Source organism: Pseudomonas sp. 1 (assembly GCF_056626735.1).
On record NZ_JBWXMQ010000006.1, the window covers coordinates 196,106 to 216,286 of the forward strand.

The window sequence follows — 20,181 nt, forward strand, 5'->3', positions numbered from 1 at the left end:
TTACGGGCCTGCGGGCCCGCCGCAGATACGTGAGGTAGTTGAGTTCATGTCCTTTACCCGTCGCCAAATCCTCGGTGGCCTGGCCGGTCTTGTTGTCGTTGGCGTGGGAGCGGGGGGCGCGTCGCGTTACTGGCTGGGCAAGATGGCCGATGCCGATGCGGGGCATGACTACGAGCTGATCGCCGCGCCCCTGGATGTCGAGTTGGTGCCGGGGCACAAGACCGAGGCGTGGGCGTTCGGCCCGTCGGCGCCGGGCACCGAATTGCGCGTGCGTCAGGGCGAGTGGTTGCGGGTTCGCTTCATCAATCATCTGCCGGTCGCGACCACCATTCACTGGCACGGCATCCGCCTGCCGCTGGAAATGGACGGTGTGCCGTATGTTTCGCAATTGCCGGTGCTGCCGGGCGAATACTTCGATTACAAATTCCGTGTGCCGGACGCCGGCAGCTATTGGTATCACCCGCACGTCAGCAGCAGCGAAGAACTCGGTCGCGGGCTGGTCGGGCCGTTGATTGTCGAGGAGCGCGAGCCGACCGGGTTCAAGTACGAAAAGACCCTGAGCCTGAAGAACTGGCACATCGACGACGAGGGCAATTTCGTCGAATTCAGCATCCCGCGTGAAGCGGCCCGGGGCGGTACGGCAGGAAGGCTGTCGACCATCAACGGCGTGCCTTCGCCGGTGATCGAGTTGCCGGCGGGGCAGATCACCCGCGTGCGCCTGCTCAACCTCGACAATACCCTGACCTATCGCATCAATATTCCCGGCGTCGAAGCGCAGATTTATGCGCTGGACGGCAACCCGGTCGAGCCGCGCCCGCTGGGCAAGGAATACTGGCTCGGCCCGGGCATGCGCATCTGTCTGGCGATCAAGGCGCCGCCGGCCGGTGAAGAACTGTCGTTGCGCAATGGCCCGGTTCGCCTGGGCACTCTGCGTTCGGTAGCCAACAATGACGCGCCGACCGACTGGCCGAACGCACTGCCGGCCAACCCGGTGGCCGAGCCGGACCTGGCCAATGCCGAGAAACTCAACTTCAATTTCGAATGGGTCGGTTCGGTGTCGGTGAATGTTGATAACGGCAAGCCGCCGAGCCTGTGGCAGATCAACGGCAAGGCCTGGGACATCACGGACAAGACCTGCGCCGACCGGCCGATCGCCAGCCTGAAACTGGGTCAGAGCTATATTTTCGAACTGAAGAACATGACCCAGTACCAGCACCCGATCCACCTGCACGGCATGAGCTTCAAGGTGATTGCGTCGAACCGGCACAAGATCGTGCCGTACTTCACCGACACTTATCTGCTGGGCAAAAACGAGCGCGCGCAAGTGGCGTTGGTGGCGGATAACCCTGGCGTGTGGATGTTCCACTGCCACGTGATCGACCACATGGAAACCGGCCTGATGGCCGCCATCGAGGTGAAGTGATGCGCCAGATTCGCCCCGCGGCGATCATCGACCGCAGCCGTGACCGCGACTTCATGCGCGAAGCCCTGGCGTTGGCGGCCCAAGGCGCAGCCCTCGGCGAAGTGCCGGTGGGCGCGGTGCTGGTGCAGGATGGCGAGATTATCGGTCGCGGCTTCAATTGCCCGATCAGCGCCAGTGACCCGAGTGCTCATGCGGAAATGGTCGCGATCCGCGCCGCTGCTCAGGCTGTGAGCAACTATCGCCTGCCGGGCAGTACGCTCTACGTGACGCTGGAACCGTGCAGCATGTGCGCCGGGCTGATCGTGCATTCGCGGATTGCGCGGGTGGTGTACGGCGCGCTGGAGCCCAAGGCCGGGATTGTGCAGAGTCAGGGGCAGTTCTTCACTCAGGGCTTTCTCAACCATCGAGTGCTGTATGAAGGTGGGGTGTTGGCGCAGGAGTGCGGGGCGGTGTTGACCGAGTTCTTCAGGGCGCGGCGGGCGAAACCCGCAGACTGAAGCACAACATCAAACCCTGTGGGAGCTGGCCAGCCAGCTCCCACAATTTTTTGCAGTGTCTGGAAGGGGTCGTTACTTCTTCGCGACGATGACGGCGCGCATCGGCGCCGGCAGCCCTTCGATCGTCTTGCTGTGATCTTGCGGATCGAGGAAGTCGCTCAACGACTGATACTTCATCCACTCGGTCCCGCGCTGCTCTTCGACGGTGGTGGTGCTCACATCCACACATTTCACATCGGTGAAACCCGCGCGCCGCAGCCACAGTTCCAGCGCCGGCACCGATGGCAAAAACCACACATTGCGCATCTGCGCATAACGGTCTTCCGGCACCAGCACTTGATGCTTGTCGCCTTCGACCACCAATGTCTCCAGCACCAGTTCGCCACCCTTCACCAGGCAATCCTTCAGCGCCAGCAAATGCTCGATCGGCGAACGACGGTGGTAGAACACGCCCATGGAAAACACCGTGTCGAAGCCTTCCAGGTTCGGCGGCAGGTCTTCGAACGGGAACGGCAGGTGCCAGGCATTCGGCTCTGACAGATAACGCTGCACCGCCTGGAACTGGCAGAAGAACAGCCAGTTCGGATCGACGCCGATCACGCTGTCGGCACCGGCGCCGAGCATGCGCCACATGTAGTAGCCGTTGCCGCAACCGACATCGAGGATGCGCTTGCCCTTCAGGTCCAGATGCGGAGAAACCCGCGACCATTTCCAGTCCGAGCGCCATTCGGTGTCGACATGCACGCCGAACAGATCGAACGGCCCCTTGCGCCACGGCGACAGGCCCATCAGCGCGGTGCGCATCTGTGCGCGGGTTGCGTCGTCGCAATCGGTGTCCAGCTTCAGGCCGTCGAGCAGGTCGATTTCGGTCGGCTGGAGCTTCGGCAAAGCGTCCAGCGCACTTTGCCAGCGTTCCAGATCGCCGTGGCCTTTCTCCATTTTCTTGTCGAGCTGCACTTGCAGGGTGTTGGCCCATTCGGCCAGCGGCGTACCGGCCAGACGGCGGGCGAGGGGAGACAGATCAATCATGGCAAGGCAATCAACGAGGCAAAGTTAAGACACTGGAACCACGGCACGACTTTCGAGAACCCGGCCGCCAGCAGGCGCTCGCGGTGTTCTTCGAGGCTGTCGGGCTTCATGACGTTTTCGATGGCGCTGCGCTTCTGGGCGATTTCCAGTTCGCTGTAGCCGTTGGCGCGTTTGAATGCGACGTGCAGATCGGTGAGCAGCGCGTGTTCTTCGGCATCGTTGAAGCGCAGCTTCTCCGACAGAATCAGCGCGCCACCCGGCAGCAACGATTGGCGAATGCGCGACAGCAACGCGGTGCGCTGATCCGGGGCGATGAATTGCAGAGTGAAGTTCAGCGCCACCACCGAGGCCGGTTTGAAATCGAGGGCGAGAATGTCACCTTCGATCACCTCCACTGGCAGCAACTCCTGGAACATCGAATCCTGACCGTTGAGGTATTCGCGGCAGCGCTCGACCATCGCCGCCGAGTTATCCACCGCAATCACCCGGCAACCGTCGGTGCGCACGTGCCGGCGCAGGGCCTGGGTTACCGCACCGAGGGAGGCGCCGAGGTCGTAGAGCACGCTGTTCGGCTGGGCGAACTGCGCGGCGAGCACGCCGAGGTTTTCGACGATGGTCGGGTAACCCGGCACCGAACGCTTGATCATGTCCGGGAACACCCGCACCACGTCTTCGTTGAAGGCGAAGTCAGGCACCTGGGCCATCGGCTGGGCGAAAATGCGATCGGGTTCTTTGCTCACGGCGGTTCCGGCGGTGTCGATGAAAAGGCCGGCATTTTAGCCAAACTGGCGCGCAGATGCGCGGGTTGTCTGATAAACCGCCGGGTCAAAGGGCCGGACGTTTGCTCTGGGAAAATGCCGAGGCGGCGATGCCCCACTGCCCCAGCCAGTAACTGAGGATGATCACATACGGAGCAGCGTGGAACGGTGCGACAAAACGATCGATGCCGATCACGCTGTCGGAAAACACGAACGCCACTGCGCCACCCGCCGCCAGCAATGCCGAGCGCTGCGGCACGCTGCTGCCGAGCCGGGCCAGGGCGCGCCAGAGCATGGCGCTGATGGCGGTGCCGTAAACGATCACCGGCACGGTCAACGGACCCAGTCCACTGGAAATCAGAATGCCCAACAGCACGGCGCCGACGCTGAGCGCCAGGATCAGCGGCAGCAATGCCAGGCGCCGGCAATCACTGAGATAAGCCTTGAGATACGCAAGATGCGCGACCAGAAACGCACCCAGGCCGAAGACGAACAAATCCCCCGGCCACGCCAGCAGCACATCGCCGATCAACGAGAAAATCAGTCCGAGGCTGATCCAGCGGCGATATTCGCTCGGCGGCGCATCGTGCAACCAGCCGAGCAATGCCAGCACCGGCAGCGGTTTGACCAGCAGGCAAAGCAACGCCGCGTGGGTACTGACGCCGTAGAGAAAAGTCACGGCGCCCATCAGCGCGAGGATCAGCCAGCCCACGATCAGTTCACCGAAATGGCGCAGTCAAATGTTTCCACCGGCAACACTTCCGGTGCCCATGGTTGCTGTGAAGTCAGACGCAGACGACCGGTGCCGGTGGCGAAAGCCTGGAAGCGCCAGGTCGAGAGACCGGCCGCGCCGACCACGCCGGCATCTTCCGGATTGCTGTAGACCTCGGGGCTGAGGGCGCGCAATACGCCGCCGGCGGAATCCTGGATAGCCCAGCGGTAGCCGGTGGTGGGGTTGCTCGGGAGCATGACGATCAGGTTTTGCCCATTGGTGAGTTGCACCGGGCATTCGCTCTGTTTTTCCACGGTCACGTTGGTTTTCGGTTGCGTGGCGCAGGCGGCCAGCAGGGCGAGAGACAGGGGGACAAACAGGCGAAGGGGGGACATGGATTCAGTGGCTCCGGCGTTGGCGACGAACGGCGAGCATAACTGAAGATGAGACAAAGTGTGACAACGCCAGGCTTGGCGTGATCGTTCCCACGTCGAGGCGTCGAACGCGTCCGCGTGGGAATGCCGCCCGGGACGCTCTGCGTCCTTTGCAAGCGTGACGCAGAGCGTCAAAGGATGCATTCCCACGCGGAGCGTGGGAACGATCAGCAGGGGAGGGTTAGAAAAGCACCTTCGCCACATCCGCAAACTTCTTGGCGAAATGCACGGTGATGCCTTCTTTCAGGTAATCCGGCAGTTCTTCGAAGTTGCCGCGATTCGCCTCCGGCAGAATCAACTCGAAAATCTTCTGGCGCCGCGCCGCAATCACCTTCTCGCGCACCCCGCCAATCGGCAGTACATGCCCGGTCAGTGTCAATTCACCGGTCATCGCCACGCCTTTTTTCGGCGGCTGGTTACGAGCGAGGGAGAGCAAGGCACTGGCCATGGTCACGCCGGCGCTCGGGCCGTCTTTCGGTGTTGCACCTTCCGGCACGTGCAGGTGGACGAAAGCTTCATCGAAGAATTTCGTATCGCCACCGAAGGATTTGAGGTGCGAGCTGACGTAGCTGTAGGCGATCTCGGCCGATTCCTTCATCACATCGCCCAGTTGCCCGGTGAGTTTGAAACCACGATTTAACGTGTGAATCCGCGTGGCTTCGATCGGCAGAGTCGCGCCGCCCATGCTGGTCCATGCCAGGCCAGTGATCACGCCGGTGCCGGACAGCACCTGTTCGTTGCGGAACACCGGATGGCCGAGGGACGCTTCGAGATCTTTCGGGCCGATCTTGATCACCGCTTTCGGGTCGTCGATCAGCTTCATCACCGCTTTGCGCACCAGTTTGCCCATCTGTTTTTCCAGCTGGCGCACGCCGGCTTCACGGGCGTAACCGTCGATCAAGGCCTTGAGCGCCGTGTCGCTGATGCTCAGGCTGCCCTTGGACACGCCGGCCTTTTCCAGCAGTTTCGGCCACAGGTGACGCTTGGCGATGGCGACTTTTTCTTCGGTGATATAACCCGACAGGCGAATCACTTCCATCCGGTCCAGCAACGGGCCGGGAATCGAATCCAGAGTGTTGGCGGTGCAGACGAACAGGACTTTCGACAGGTCCATCCGCAGGTCCAGATAGTGGTCGAGGAATTCGACGTTCTGTTCCGGATCGAGGGTTTCCAGCAGCGCCGAGGCTGGATCGCCCTGGTAGCTCTGGCCCATCTTGTCGATCTCGTCGAGCATGATCACCGGGTTCATCACTTCGACGTCTTTCAACGCCTGCACCAGTTTGCCCGGCTGCGCACCAATGTAAGTGCGCCGGTGGCCCTTGATTTCGGCCTCGTCACGCATGCCGCCGACGCTGAAACGGTAGAACGGCCGGCCGAGAGATTCGGCGATCGATTTGCCGACACTGGTTTTACCCACGCCCGGCGGGCCGACCAGCAGCACGATGGAGCCGCTGATTTCACCTTTGTAGGCACCGACCGCGAGGAATTCGAGGATCCGGTCCTTGATGTCGTCGAGGCCGGCGTGGTGTTTGTCCAGTACCTTGCGCGCGTGCTTGAGGTCGATCTTGTCTTCGCCGTACACGCCCCACGGCACCGAGGTCGCCCAGTCGAGGTAGTTGCGGGTGACCGCGTATTCCGGCGATCCGGTTTCGAGGATCGACAGTTTGTTCATCTCTTCTTCGAGACGCTTCTGCACCTGGGTCGGCAGGACTTTGCCTTCCAGGCGCTGCTCGAACTGTTCGAGGTCGGCGCTGCGGTCGTCCTTGGTCAGGCCGAGTTCCTGCTGGATGACCTTGAGCTGTTCCTTGAGGAAGAACTCGCGCTGATGCTCGCCGATCTTGCGGTTCACTTCGGCGGAGATTTCTTTCTGCAGGCGCGCAACTTCGACTTCCTTGCGCAGCATCGGCAGGACTTTTTCCATGCGCTTGAGCATCGGCACGCAGTCGAGCACTTGCTGCAGCTCATTGCCGGTCGCCGAGGTAAGGGCGGCGGCGAAGTCGGTCAGCGGCGACGGATCGTTGGGGCTGAAGCGGTTGAGGTAGTTCTTCAGCTCTTCGCTGTACAGCGGGTTGAGCGGCAGCAGTTCCTTGATCGCGTTGATCAGCGCCATGCCGTAGGCCTTGACCTCGTCGGTCGGCTCGGTGGGCTGGTGCGGGTATTCGACTTCCACCAGATACGGCGGGCGGTGGTGTTTGAGCCAGGTCTTGATGCGGACGCGGCTCAGGCCCTGGGCGACGAATTGCAGTTTGCCGTTTTCGCGGCTGGCGTGGTGCACCTTGACCAGGGTGCCGTATTGCGGCAGTGCCTTGGTGTCGAAGTGGCGCGGGTCTTCCTGGGGCGTGTCCATGAAGAACAGGGCCAGGGAGTGGTGTTCGGATTTGCTGACCAGTTCGAGGGTTTCAGCCCAGGGTTCTTCGTTGACGATGACCGGCAGGACCTGAGCCGGGAAGAACGGGCGGTTGTGGATCGGCATGATATACACCTTGTCCGGCAGGTTCTGGCCGGGCAGGGCCAGACCTTTGCCAGGGACGTGGTGTTCGATGTGTTCGGCGTCGGTTTCGGTGATGTCGTCGGGGTTCTCGGGGAATTCTTGCTGGTCGCTCATGGGGCACCTGCGCAATGGGGTATGGCTGTTAGATGGGGCAGGGTTTTGGTGGTTTCAATGGGGTGGGTGTTTCTGGTTGTGTGTTCAGGGCTTTGACAGGTTTAGGACCTCGTCTGGAAGTGTATGTGTACCACCTTGTCAGGACTGCCCTTCGCCATGCTGCGCCCTCATTCTCAACATGGACGTGTGCCAATGAGTATCACCACCCCTCCCACACCCGAAGAGATCAAAAACGATCTCAACGTGATCGCCCATTATTTGTTCAATACCCCAAACCCATTGCTTCCCGAACAGAAACCGACCAGCGAACAGGCCTTCCTGAAACGCCTCGATGAGCAACTGAAAACCTACCGTACAAGCTACCTGCAACGCAGTCGCGCGCTGTATCAGGTGGTGGAAAACAGCGATCTGAAAAGCGCCGACGGCAAAAAGTTGATCGCAACGCTGAAAAACGGACTGGCTAGCCAACTGGCCGGCATGGACATGCGCGACCGCATCGACGGCAAACCGGCAAAAAGCTTCCTCGTATATGACGCGGGCTTCACCGCCATCGGCAACGAAGCAAGGCAAGCCGTCAGCGACCGCCTGCTGCACCCGCAAGCCGGCGAGCTTCTCCAAAAACTCAATAGGGTACCTATGCTGCGTCCAGCCACTTACGCGCTGCAGTTCAGCTACCAGGACACCATCGTCGAGCTGGCCGGCGCCTTCCTCGTCACGGAAAAAAACACCCGCCAGGTCAAGGATCTGCAGACAGACCAAGGCATGGGTTACGCGTTGCTGTTCACCCCCGCAAGGGGCATCGAATTCTTCAATTCCCTGGCTGATCTCGACAACCAGTTGCGCGCGTCACTGAACCAGGCCAGTGCAAGCCAAGAATTCATGCACATGCTGCCGACGCGCTATCACGCTGTGGGCGCAGCAGGTATCTGGCCGCTGTCGCTCGTACCGATCGACAACAAGCCCTTGTTCGAACACATCTACGATGCGCTGATCGAAAAACGTACGCAGGATATCGAGCGCGCCTTGAGCTTCTCCGATAACCCGCTGCAAGACCCCACGCTATTGCTCGCGGCCCTGGAGCGCGCAATTGCCGCCGCATTGCCGGATCTCACGTCGCGTATGGAATTGCGCGCGCAATCCTTGTTCGAACGCCATCTGCGCGATAGCGCACCGCACTGGTATCGGAGCGCCAGCACTGCGCAAAAAAACGCACTGACGCAGCACCTGCGCAACTACCAGCAGAGGCGGCAACACCTGCTCGACCTGATGGGACCGGCAGGCAGCCTGACGGCCCTGGCCCGCCAGCAATGGCTGGAGCGCCTGAGCGAAGATCTGGAAATCGACGATATCGAGCCCGAAAAATTAAGCCTATCCACCGTTCGTCAAGTACCGGGATACGGTAATTATGTGCAACAAAGCAGTTTGCTTGAGCTGACCTTGCGCGGCCCGCACACCGGCGATGAATTACCGGACTCGGCGTTTTTGAAGCACACCACCCTCACTTACAATGACGAGCCTTTGCCACCAGCCTACGCTGACGTGACACCAGCGTGGCTGATCAAGCAAGCCCTGGAACTGCAGCCTCGAACTGATTTCTATGACTTGCAAAAAGCGCTACAGGCCAGGCCTGCGATCAAGTCCGCCATCGAGCAGATGCTCGATCACCGTATCGTCGCCCTCGCTCACACGGCAGTGCTGCAAGGGCATCTGCTCGACAGTGACCTGCAACTGATCCAGCGCCTGCGTGACGGCCGCGATTCCCGCCTGCGCGCCGCCACCGTGTCGCTGCACGGCGCACAGTTACAGGACTTGTGGGTGCTGTGCCAGAACGATGACGGCGGCGCGATCAAACGGTTGTTGCTGTGTACGCCAGAGGCGCCGCGAGAGCAGCAATTCCAGGCTTTCGACAGTGAGCTCGAATGCCAGACTCACTTGCTTGGCTGGGCCCGGCAAAGTGTCGCCGACAGCATGGCCGGCTATCTGATCCGTCGCGCGCCCATGCGTTTTCGCCAGAAGGTGCGCCAGGTGTTGTCCGGACTGAGTTTCAAGCCAGAGGCGCACGAGCATCACAAGGTCACGTTCGCTCACGGCAGTCATCTTGATTGCCTTGGTGCGATGGCCAGGCACATGCTCGCTACACGGACCGACGACTACGATTTCAGTACACCGTTGTGGTATCGCTCGACCACCTCCGTCAACCGCCGGAAACTGACGACCCATGGCGAAGGCGCCGACGGAGTCTTGCGTGCGTTCATTAGCCACGCCTTGTCGGGCAGTCGCTTTCCGACCTTTGATGACTATGTGCACGAGCAAGCAAAAATAAGCTTGAATCGCTTGCTCAAACGCACGGCCAACGATGTCGACCCGGATACCGTCTGGGCATTCTCGCCGACCTCCATCATGCCCTCGTGGACACCGGCACCTTTGACGTACACGAAGCTTTATCGCGACGGTTACGCCGACGGCGTCGGTTTTCTCGATGAAAAATTTTCCCGCTCGGCGCGCTTCAGAGGTCCGCAGGGGATCGATATCAGCAACCTGACCGCAGAGAATGTCGCGCGTTCGGTCACCGGTGTATGGATCGGCCAACGCTACATCGACAAAGTCAAGGCCGAGCTGCAAAGTTCGACAAGCGAAGGCTATGACTTCAGGCGTAATGCGACCCTGGCGATTACCCGGCTCCAGATGAAAAACGCCGCGCTGGAGTGCCAGCTGCAAGGCCATATTGCCAGTCATGACCTGCAATGGCTGGAGCGCAGTATTGACAGTATGGGTGAGACTTCAGGTGCCACGCGCACCAATTATGCGCTTCACCGTCTGATGATCGACGGCGAGTGGGTGATCGATACGTGGCTGTTCAGCCACGGCGACAACCCGGTCCTGCTCTACACACCCGATGCGCCCGACGGCGTGGTTTTTCGCGAGGCGCGGCTGTTCAACTACCTGCTTAAACAGCTGTCCGGCATGCTCGAATACCTGGTCTCGCGAGTCAGCGTCAGCGCCCGGCCCCGTGTAAGCAAGTACCTTGAAAATATCAGGAAGGAGCTGCCCGCAGGCCTCAATAAAACGACACCCAGCCCTGCGCGTTACGACTCGACCCACGCGGTCGCGGCAGTCAGTGATCTGCGCTTTGCCCTTTACAACATGAAGCTGCAACGTCGGATCGACGACGTTAACGCGACCACCACCAGCCGTGCCGGAATGATCGCCGGTCTGGTATGGATCACTGTCGAACTGTTCACCGCCATTGCCACTGCGCCGTTCCCGCTGCTGAGCCTGAGTAGCGGTCTGCTGTTGGCTTTCAAGGACGGCATGCTCGCCCTGCACGCCTATCGCCAGGGTGACCACGGTGAAGCTTTTGAGCATTGGCTCGGCTATCTGTTCAACAGTGCCGGGGCGGTACTGACCGACCTGCGTCCGATGTTGAAACCGCTCAAACCCACACGCAGTCTTTTGCTGCCACGCCTCTCCAGTGCCAGCGCCAGAAATCAACTGGAACATGTCATGGCCGTGATTGATGACGTGGCACCCCAACCTCATTTGAAAGACATGCATGTGGTGTCTTTCAGAAACCAACTGTTCTATACCAGGAACAGTCCTGACGAACTCGGTCGTTATTTGCTCTATCGGTTCAAGCCGGATTCCAGCGAACTCGTTTCTACCGGCATTCTGACCGTGCGCAATTCCGATGGCGTTCTGGTACGTAGTGGCATGGTCGGTGGAGCGCCCAAGTATGAGCCTGTACCAGAGCCCCCCGGACCGTATAAGGACTATGGCGTAGAGCCCAAGTACCGGGAACGCATCGAAACGGTGATGAATCCGCAAACCCGGCAGAACATCCTCCTGCGCAGTCAGGACGATATAGCCATCACGCCCGCCGTCGTCATGGAAGGCGCCGCCCATGAGCTTGCCTCGACACGCACCGCATACCTCAAGCAGGTCGAAAAGCTCAGCGCAGACGCCACTGCTCATTTCGCCGGACTTGCCCCGCTGGCAGCCCGCGCCGAAGTCCCGGCAGTCGCCGGCGACCTGTCATTTGCCCGGTTGATCGGCAGCGATACTGTCAAAGGGAAAAATCTGGTGATCGGCGCCCGGCCCGATTCGATCGCCAGCAAACAACTGCTGATCGATAATCTGGACGCACTCGTCAGTCAAGGCTACAAGCGGCTTTACGTGGAATACCTGGCGGGTGATGTCTTCAATGTCAAGCTGGCAAAAATGAACAAGGGTGGAACCTGGAAGCACATCAAAACTCATCTTGAAGCCGTCGACCGTGCACTGGGACATGAGAAAGACGCACCACACTCGTATCTGGCACTGGTGCGTGCGGCTCGCGAAAAAGGTCTGAAAATCCATGCGCTGGATGCTTCGACCAGCTACAACCTGGACGGGGCTCTGGTCCTGGCCGATGTCTCGCCATTGACCCCTCGAAGCAACCTCATCAGAAATTTCTATTCACACAAGACGCTGGCCGCCGATATCGCCGATGCGCCCGAGGAGCGCTGGGTGGTTCTCACTGAACAATCACGCATGTGCACCTCCGACAAAACCCCTGGCCTGGCTGACCTGCATGCTGCTGTCGCCGTGCGTGTAGAAGACGTTGCCCTGGATCAGTCAGCACGTATCAGCCTCGATTCGGCCGGGACAAACGCGGGGGATGCGGCTGCCAAGGGCGATTATCGTGTGCAATGGCCGACGGCGTATAAGGCTCCCCAGCCCGTCTCCAGGCCCGCTCCGATTACTTCTGTTGTCGAGCATTTCAGCGACTACGATATCCCGGCCTCCCTGCGTGACGATATCGCGAACATGTTGCACCAACGCCATGCCTTGGATTCACGTTATTCCCCGTCCGCACCTAAAGAAAGACCGGCGCATGATGCGTTCATCACCAACCGCGAGCGTCTCGGGAAAAAAGCCCGGGACACTTTTGCTCAGTACACTCCCCCCGCAGCTGCCAGGCTCCCGACAATCACCTCAGACACCTCATTCGAAGGTTTTTTGCGGCAGTTGGCTGACGGACGCTTGAACCTGCTGATCGGCGAGGCCCATAGCGACGTATCGAGCAAAGTGCTGCTGAAAAAACACATGAAGGCGCTCAAGCAAGCCGGGTATGACACGCTGTACATGGAGCATCTGTTCACCGATCTGCATCAGGCTGACCTGGATGTTTTTTACCGGACACAGCGCATGCCGGACCGACTGAAGGCTTATCTGCGCGTTCAGGACCGTGGCCAGATGCCCACCCATGCCGGTAACGATACGTACACAGAGGTCTGTCAGGCGGCGGCCAAGTACAACATCCGTATCAGGGCACTCGATTGCACGGCGTCGTACCACGTCAAGGGCTTGCGTGACACCGATATTTCTCGCAACGAGATGTTCAGCTATTTCGCCACTCAGGTGATCAAAGCCGACCAACTGGCACACGGACCGCATAAATGGGTGGCCCTGATCGGCAGTGCCCACACCAATTACAACCTGGGTGTACCGGGGCTGGCGGATACCCTCTCGGCAGTCAGTCTCCATGTGCGCGACACCGCTCCGGAACTGGCCAAAGGTATCCATCGCGGGGGGTGGGAAGTTGTGGCCGGCAGGATGGGAACCACTAGCCGCGCCCTGCGCAGCGATTTCTTGATGGAGGTGGCCGTCGCCGGAGGGGAAAAACCAGTCCCGGTGCAGTCTGTCAGCCGCAGCAAACTGACCGGTGCCGGGATGTTCATGATCGACAGTTCAGACACGAGTGCGCTCCGTCTGGTGCATAAATCCAGGACCGGTGAAATCGTCGAGACACCGATCCAGGTCAACGATCACGGCTTGCTGTTCATTGATCGTTGGGAGAAAAAAGATAAGCGATTCAAATACCTGCAGAACTTGATCAATATGCTTGAACACGATCTGCAAATGATCAGGGTGAGATAAAAACCGGCTGGCTCCGGGCATTGTCAAAAAACAACGGATTTGACGGTCGGAAGGGCTCGTGGTGCCTCAGGCAGAACGCACCACAAGCCCTTCTTCGCGCAGCGGTATTTTCAATAATCAGGTTGGATACCGATCGACCTCAACATTATCCAGCACCCGATTCACCGCCAGTTCAGCCAGCATGATGATTTGCTGAATGGCCAGAATCGTCCGCCGCTGCGGGAGGTCGATGTGTGCGGCGATGTCGCTGGTCATGAGGCTGGCCTGTGCCAGTGATTCGCAGGCGTGCACCAGCAGGCTTTCGCTGTCCTGATCGGGGGCGACCTGGAACATGGTGCTGGGTTTATGGAAGCGCAGGGTGGTGGCGTTGGGTTTCAGGTAATGGTCGAGGGCGCGCTCGGCGGCTTCGTGGAGTTTTTTGGAATCTGGCGATTCGTTAGGGCGATGCGTCGTTTGATTCGGGGGGATTGGGTGTTGGTTTTTTCATGGTGAATACTCAGTTGGTGAATTTGGAGCTGCCTTCGATTGCCGCGACGCAATCTGAGGTGGCAGCTGTACGCGGGTTCGCGGACCGATAACTGAGGAATCGGCATACCTCCAGAGAAGGTATCCCGCGCACAGCCGCCATGACACAAACAACAGGCACCGGGGTGCCGTGAGGTTGGCGATTATGCATCAGTTATCGGGCCGCGACGCCCCATCGCAGAATGTTTCAGCGACCCCCGAAGCCTATCCACCCCGTTTCCTAGGGACAACCGACGCGACTTGTCGGAATCGTCCCCAAAAAACACCTCATCTGTAGGACGCAAGCATCAGAACAGATGCTGCTCCAGCCGCCGGGGCCCGTCGCCCGCTCTATCGAGTATCCAGCGCTGGATGTCAGGCAGTTTGCGCAGTGCAGCAAACACGCGGGGGGAATGTTGTGGCGTGCACAGCACATGTACGTTGGGGCCGGCGTCGAGGGTGGCGCAGACGTCCAGGCCTTCGCGACGCAGTTGGCGGACCTGTTCCAGCACGGCCAGTGTCGCCGGATGCCAATAGAAAACCGGTGGCTGCGAAGTCATGGTGATCAGGTGCAGTTCGATGGCTTCGCGCTCCACGGCATCGGCCAGTCGGGTGAAGTCGCGTTCGAGAATGGCGCGGTGCACTTGTTCCAGACGCTCCGGCAGCAGCTTCAAACGGGTCGGATAAAACTCGCTGCTGGTGGCGAGCAGATGACCCTGGCGGGAGCTGACGGTTTTGTGTCGGGCATCGACCACGGCGATCAGATCATGCAGTGGCCAGTGGCGTGCGGGAGCGATTTGCAGGGCCGGCCCCGAAAGCAGCTGCGCATTGCCGGGCCACTGCACAAAACCACCGCAGACCGAGCGCGCCGCCGAGCCGGAGCCGGACAGGCGCGCCAGATCGCTGAGGGTGGGATGCGTCAGCGAGTGTCCGCGATACACGGCAAATGCCGCTGCAAGTGCGCTGAAACCCGCTGCCGACGAGGCGATGCCGGCGCCGGTCGGGAAACTGTTGGTGGTTGCGATGCGTAGCGGTTGCCAGTGATCGAAATGTTCGCGCAAGGCGTGCAGGTGATGTTCGATCCCGGCGCGCAGGGTGGGGTCGGCCGGTACCAGTGTGCCTTGCCTGTTTTTCCACAGAAATTCATCGGCCGAGCCACCGGGCAATGGCGCCAGCGTGCAGATACTGACGCAGCGGCTCAGGGTCATCGAAAGCGAGGCGTTATTGGGCAAGGTGTTGTGAGCGTCGCGCATGCCCCAATACTTGATCAGTGCAATGTTGGCCGGGGACGAGACGCTGGTGCGATTCATGAACGGATGATCTCGAGTCCCGCCACCGCGAGCGGTGCGTCGATTCGCTGATACCGCGAAAGCTGCGGCACCTCTTCTGCGCCCATCACCAGCAGTGCCCCGGCCTGGTGACCGGTCAGGGCTCCCGCGCCGCAGATTTTGGCTGCTCCTCCTGCGTTTTCTATCGAGCGAATCAAGCGGGCGACGGCGGCGGGGACGACGCCCAGCTTTTCCAGATCCGCCTGGTAATCGCGTATCACCGCACGAAGCGTTTCCGGCATCGGTCGCGATTGTTGCAGCAGCGAACAGAAGCGCTCGGTATTGCGTTGCATGCTGGCCAGTAATGGATTGTTGGCGCCTTCGAGCCGGTATCGGGTGGCGGCGATGACTTGGCCGGTGCTCTCGCGGGCGGTTCCGGTGTTGAACACTCGCAACGTGCCGGGCGGCAGGAGCACAGGGCTGTCGGGTAGCGTGAGCAGATTGAACGGGCCCTGCGCGTCACGCCGGCCTATGACAACCGAGCCCAGCAGGCTGGTGTTGTGGTCGATGCCCGATGGTTCGCCGTGCTGATAGCGTTCAAGCGCCAGGGCCAACTGTTCGAGCGGACAATCGGCTTCTGTCAGCCGGAACAGCTGCGACAGTGCAGCCATGAGCGTGACGGCCAGTGCGCCGGAGCTGCCGAAGCCGGCGCCGGTCGGAATCTGTGATTGCACCCGCAGGACAAAGCCCTGCCAGTTGGCGGGCGCGAGTCGCAGCAGGATTTCACCCATGGCGCATTTGATCAGGTGGTCGGGGGCGCTGACGTTGAGTCGCGCAAAACTGGAGGTACTCGGGCCGCGCCGATAATGCGCCCAGGCCAGACGAACATGGCGGATGTAGTCGGCCAATTGCTCGGGGTCATAGCGGTGCTGGAACGCAAGGTCGGGCAGTTGCACGTCGATCTGCCGACTCTCGTGCGGGGATATCCACACGTTGCAGTAAAGCCCTACGGCACAGGCAATGGCCGGACACCCATGCAGCGCGGCATGTTCCCCCATCAGGATGATTTTGCCGGGCGCTCTGGCATGGATCACGGGCATGCTCAGCGCCCCAATCGCTGATGGGCTGAAACCAGCTGATGCGAGGCTTGGGCGGCCATGATCGACAGTTCCCCCGCGAGTACCAGCGCACCGAGAATTTCCGCCAGCCGCCGGGTGTCGACGCCTGGTTTTTTACTGCCCGGGACGATCCCCATCAAGGCCAGGGCTTCGCGCTGGGTGGACAACCCGGTACCGCCGCCGACTGTTCCCAACGGCGTGTCCGGCAACAGGACCGAGGCGTAAATGGCTCCGTGTTCACAGGCTTCGATACACGTAATGCCTACCGCACTTTCAGCCACTTGAGCGACATCCTGACCCGTGGCGATGAAAAACGCGGCGAGGATATTGGCGTGATGGGCGTTGTGGCCGATGGCGCCGGCCATGGCGGAACCGAGCAGGTTCTTGCGGTATTGCAGTTCGCACAGGTCGGTGGAGTTGGTTTTGAGAATATCGCGCAGGATGTCGGCGCTCAGGTGGGCTTCGGCATGAATGCGCTGGCCGCGTCCGTTGAGGAAATTGACCATTGCCGCTTTTTTATCGGTGCAATAGTTGCCCGAGATGCTGATGCAGGGCACGCCTGTTTCCGGGCTGATCAACTGGATAATCGCTCGGTCGCAGGCAAGGGTTGCCATGTTCATGCCCATGGCATCGGCGCTGTGGAAGCGAAAACGCAGGTAAATCGTTCTGCCGACCACTGCCGGCACGATTTCCTGCAATTGCAGATAGTGGCTGTCCTGTTCGCAACATTGCTTGATCTGCGGGTAGTGGTCGCGAATCCAGGCGAGAAAGGTTTGGGCCTGTTCAATGCCGCTGGTGCGAAACACAGGCGCGCGGGTAATGCCCACGTCCTCGACCCGCACTACGGCGCCGCCGGCGGCATGCAAGGCGCGGCAACCGCGCGAGGTGCTGGCGATCAGCGCGCCTTCGGTGGTGGCCATGGGCACATAGACCGGTTCCTGAGCCGTAATGGCCTGGCCTTTGACAAGCAGCGGTCCGGCGACACCCAGCGGAATCTGTATGGAGCCGATGCGGTTCTCGCAATGAACCGGTCGCGCGTCGTGCTGATATTCGCCGATCGCCTGCAGGGACGACCCGTTGATTCGTTGCAGGGCCTCGCGTCGTATCAGGTTGGCTTCATCGGGCGCAAGGTGTGCGGGCAACTGATGGAGCCGGGCCTGTCCGTTGACCAGAGACTCGATCCAGTGGTTGCCAAAGTGGTGGGGGGCGGGCATCGCTGACTCCATGATTCAACCGCTTCTCAGGGTTGATGATCGGAGCAAATGAGCAGAACCGCGCCTGTCAGAGTTGACAGTCTTTTATATCGATTGGCGATTGGCGCCCACAAAAAAGGCGACACCCTTGGCAGGGCGTCGCCTTTGCTTTTACCGCCGCTAAAACTTATTCCGGCAGTTTGTACGCAATCACATAGTCACCCATCTTGGTGCCCAGCGAACCGTGACCGCCGACAACGAGCAGAACGTATTGCTTGCCGTCCTTGCCGGTGTAGGTCATCGGGGTCGCCTGGCCGCCGGCCGGCAGACGCGATTTCCACAGTTCCTTACCGGTGTTCACGTCATAGGCGCGCAGGTACTGATCGAGGGTGCCGCTGAGGAAGCCGACGCCGCCGGCAGTGACGATCGAGCCGCCCATGCTTGGCACGCCCAGGGTGAAGCCGATCGGGATTGGCGAGCTGTCGCGGCTGGTACCGTTTTTGCGTTTCCAGACGACTTTGCCGGTGGTCAGGTCGATACCGGCGACGTAGCCCCAGGCCGGGGCCTGGCACGGTACGCCGAGTGGCGACATGAACGGGTGCATGATCACCGCGTATGGCGCGCCGGTGTTCGGTTGCACGCCAGCGGTTTCGCTCTCGCGCTTGCTGCCGGCGGCGACTTTTTCGCGCGGCACCATTTTCGAGACGAAGGCCATGTAGTTCGGGCTGGTGAACAGCATCTGGCGAACCGGGTCGACCGATACGCCGCCCCAGTTGAACACGCCGACGTTACCCGGATAAATCAGGCTGCCCTGTTCCGACGGAGGCGTGTATTGGCCTTCGTAGCGCAGTTCCTTGAACTGGATGCGGCACAACATCTGGTCGAACGGGCTGGCGCCCCACATGGCTTTTTCGGTCAGTTCCGGGGCCAGCAGGTTCAGGTCCGAACGGGCCTGGGTCGGGGCGGTGTGGTCGCCTTTCACGGCGCCTTGCGGAACCGGGATCTCGCGGATCGGGATGATCGGCGTGCCGTCACGACGGTCGAGGACGTACAGGCTGCCCTGTTTGGTCGGGGCGATCAGTGCAGGCTTGATGCCGTCGGCGGTTTTCATGTCCAGCAGGGTTGGCTGGCTGCCGACGTCCATGTCCCACAGGTCGTGGTGGGTGAACTGATAGTTCCAGCGCACTTTACCGGTGGCCAGGTCCAGGGCGACGACGCCGGCGCTGAACTTCTCGGCACCCGGGGTGCGGTCGGCGCCCCACTGGTCTGGCGTCTGGTTGCCCAGTGGCAGGTAAACCATGCCGAGTTTTTCATCGACGCTGGCCAGCGACCACATGTTGGCCGAGTTGCGGCTGTAGGTCTCGCCCGGGGCCAAAGGCTCGGTGGCATCCGGCTTGTCGCTGTCCCAGTTCCACACCAGGTGACCGTCGCGCACGTCGAAGGCGCGGATCACGCCCGATGGCTCGTTGGTCGACTCGTTGTCGGTGACATGACCGCCCATGATCACCAGATCACGGGTGATGGCGGCTGGCGAGGTGGAGTAGTAACCACCGGCGGTGAACGGGCCGATGCCTTGGGTCAGGTCAACCACACCGTTGGTGCCGAAGCCTTCGCAGATCTTGCCGGTGTCGGCGTTCAGTGCGATCAGGCGGGCATCGGCGGTCGGCAGGTACAGGCGACGCGGGCAGGCCTGGGCGACGGCTTTGCCGGCTTCGGAGATGACGGCGGACGCAGCGTTTTGCGACTTGGCGTACGCGGCTTCGTCGTAGTACGACACGCCACGGCAGGTCATGTGGGCGAAGCCCTTGAAGCCGACCGGGCTCTTGATCTGCGGGTCGAAGCGCCACAGTTCCTTGCCGGTGTCCGGATCCAGCGCCAGCACTTTGCTGTGGGCGGTGCAGGCGTAGAGCATGCCGTTGGCTTTCAGCGGGGTGTTTTCGTTGGTCAGCTCGACCGGGTCATCAGCGCTCGGCAGGTCGCCGGTCTGGATGCGCCAGGCTTCTTGCAGCTTGCCGACGTTGGCCGGGGTGATCTGCTTCAGAGGCGAGTAGCGATCACCGAACTCGGTGCGGCCATAGGCCTGCCAGTCGCCGTCGGGCATGGCTGGCGCGGTGCTGGTGGTACCGGCGGTGTCGCGACCCAGTTCGCCGAAGGTTTCGTCCGGGTGGGTGAACAGGCTGGCCAGAGCGGTGACGCCGGCCAGAATCACGGCCACGGTCAAACCACCGGTGCCCATCGGCGCAGGGCCTGCGAGCAACAGCGGACGACGGAACCACGGCAGCAGCATCACGAAACCGAGGACAAACCACAGCGCCAGGCGCGGCACCAGTTGCCACCAGTCCAGGCCGACTTCCCACAGCGCCCAGACGGTGCTGGCGAACAGCACGATGGCGTACAGGCCCAGTGCTGCGCGACGGCGCATCAACATCAGAATGCCGGTCAGCGTGATGCCGATGCCGGCCAGCAGGTAGTACAGCGAGCCGCCGAGCGTGCTCAGCTTGATTCCCCCGGCCAGCATGGCCAGGCCCATCAGTAGAAGCAGAATGCCGAGCAGGTTCGGCAGAAGACGGCTTCGACTCGAAGCACCTTCAGTGCTCATAGTGTGATTCTCCGTGACGTTTATGTAGTCCCGCGCTGTAGTCACTGTAGATGACGATTTGGCGTGGGCATGGTTCAAGTAAAACTTGTGTAGCTAGCTAAATTTCGTGTGGGGCGGTGTCG

Annotated in this window: 12 protein-coding genes and 1 pseudogene; 3 read left to right on the forward strand and 10 right to left on the reverse strand. The window is 60.9% G+C overall.

The annotated features are described in order from the left end of the window. Positions 1-46: 46 nt before the first annotated feature. Both AC1MDC_RS11445 and tadA read left to right on the forward strand, forming a co-directional pair. Complete coding sequence (locus AC1MDC_RS11445; protein WP_266200983.1) at positions 47-1,423, forward strand: multicopper oxidase family protein; 1,377 nt, start codon at positions 47-49, stop codon at positions 1,421-1,423. Next, the gene (gene tadA, locus AC1MDC_RS11450; protein ID WP_085699800.1) at positions 1,423-1,920 is read left to right on the forward strand and encodes a tRNA adenosine(34) deaminase TadA; all 498 of its coding nucleotides are present in this window, start codon (positions 1,423-1,425) and stop codon (positions 1,918-1,920) included. Before AC1MDC_RS11445 ends, tadA begins: the two co-directional genes overlap by 1 nt. A gap of 72 nt (positions 1,921-1,992) precedes the next feature. Here the strand turns inward: tadA and cmoB are convergent, their stop codons facing one another. The 5 genes from cmoB to lon all read right to left on the reverse strand — a co-directional run bounded on the left by cmoB (position 1,993) and on the right by lon (position 7,458). After that, complete coding sequence (gene cmoB, locus AC1MDC_RS11455; protein WP_480393018.1) at positions 1,993-2,949, reverse strand: tRNA 5-methoxyuridine(34)/uridine 5-oxyacetic acid(34) synthase CmoB; 957 nt, start codon at positions 2,947-2,949, stop codon at positions 1,993-1,995. Next, positions 2,946-3,653, reverse strand: a complete 708-nt coding sequence (cmoA, locus tag AC1MDC_RS11460; protein ID WP_218888027.1) for a carboxy-S-adenosyl-L-methionine synthase CmoA — start codon at positions 3,651-3,653, stop codon at positions 2,946-2,948. Before cmoA ends, cmoB begins: the two co-directional genes overlap by 4 nt. A gap of 121 nt (positions 3,654-3,774) precedes the next feature. Next, complete coding sequence (locus AC1MDC_RS11465) at positions 3,775-4,419, reverse strand: lysoplasmalogenase (RefSeq protein WP_170929754.1); 645 nt, start codon at positions 4,417-4,419, stop codon at positions 3,775-3,777. Positions 4,420-4,421: 2 nt separating this feature from the next. After that, positions 4,422-4,814: a protease inhibitor I42 family protein gene (locus tag AC1MDC_RS11470; protein WP_085699792.1), complete on the reverse strand. Its 393-nt coding sequence runs from the start codon at positions 4,812-4,814 to the stop codon at positions 4,422-4,424. 220 nt (positions 4,815-5,034) lie between these two features. Beyond that, complete coding sequence (gene lon, locus AC1MDC_RS11475) at positions 5,035-7,458, reverse strand: endopeptidase La (RefSeq protein WP_085699790.1); 2,424 nt, start codon at positions 7,456-7,458, stop codon at positions 5,035-5,037. 192 nt (positions 7,459-7,650) lie between these two features. Between lon and AC1MDC_RS11480 the strand changes: the two genes are divergently transcribed. Beyond that, a complete protein-coding gene (locus tag AC1MDC_RS11480) occupies positions 7,651-13,377 on the forward strand; it encodes a dermonecrotic toxin domain-containing protein (RefSeq protein WP_480393019.1) in 5,727 nt (1,908 codons plus the stop codon). A gap of 117 nt (positions 13,378-13,494) precedes the next feature. On the opposite strand, the pseudogene AC1MDC_RS11485 reads toward AC1MDC_RS11480, so the two are convergent. The 5 genes and pseudogenes from AC1MDC_RS11485 to AC1MDC_RS11505 all read right to left on the reverse strand — a co-directional run bounded on the left by AC1MDC_RS11485 (position 13,495) and on the right by AC1MDC_RS11505 (position 20,059). Next, positions 13,495-13,864, reverse strand: a pseudogene (locus AC1MDC_RS11485) (DUF6124 family protein). A 325-nt stretch (positions 13,865-14,189) separates the two neighbouring features. Next, the gene (mvaD, locus tag AC1MDC_RS11490) at positions 14,190-15,191 is read right to left on the reverse strand and encodes a diphosphomevalonate decarboxylase (RefSeq protein WP_480393020.1); all 1,002 of its coding nucleotides are present in this window, start codon (positions 15,189-15,191) and stop codon (positions 14,190-14,192) included. Further along, positions 15,188-16,249: a mevalonate kinase family protein gene (locus AC1MDC_RS11495; protein ID WP_480393021.1), complete on the reverse strand. Its 1,062-nt coding sequence runs from the start codon at positions 16,247-16,249 to the stop codon at positions 15,188-15,190. The genes mvaD and AC1MDC_RS11495 overlap by 4 nt, the downstream gene beginning before the upstream one ends. A 2-nt stretch (positions 16,250-16,251) precedes the next feature. Further along, a complete protein-coding gene (locus AC1MDC_RS11500; protein ID WP_480393022.1) occupies positions 16,252-17,481 on the reverse strand; it encodes a hydroxymethylglutaryl-CoA reductase in 1,230 nt (409 codons plus the stop codon). Positions 17,482-17,647: 166 nt separating this feature from the next. Further along, positions 17,648-20,059, reverse strand: a complete 2,412-nt coding sequence (locus tag AC1MDC_RS11505; protein ID WP_480393023.1) for a glucose/quinate/shikimate family membrane-bound PQQ-dependent dehydrogenase — start codon at positions 20,057-20,059, stop codon at positions 17,648-17,650. Positions 20,060-20,181: the final 122 nt, after the last annotated feature.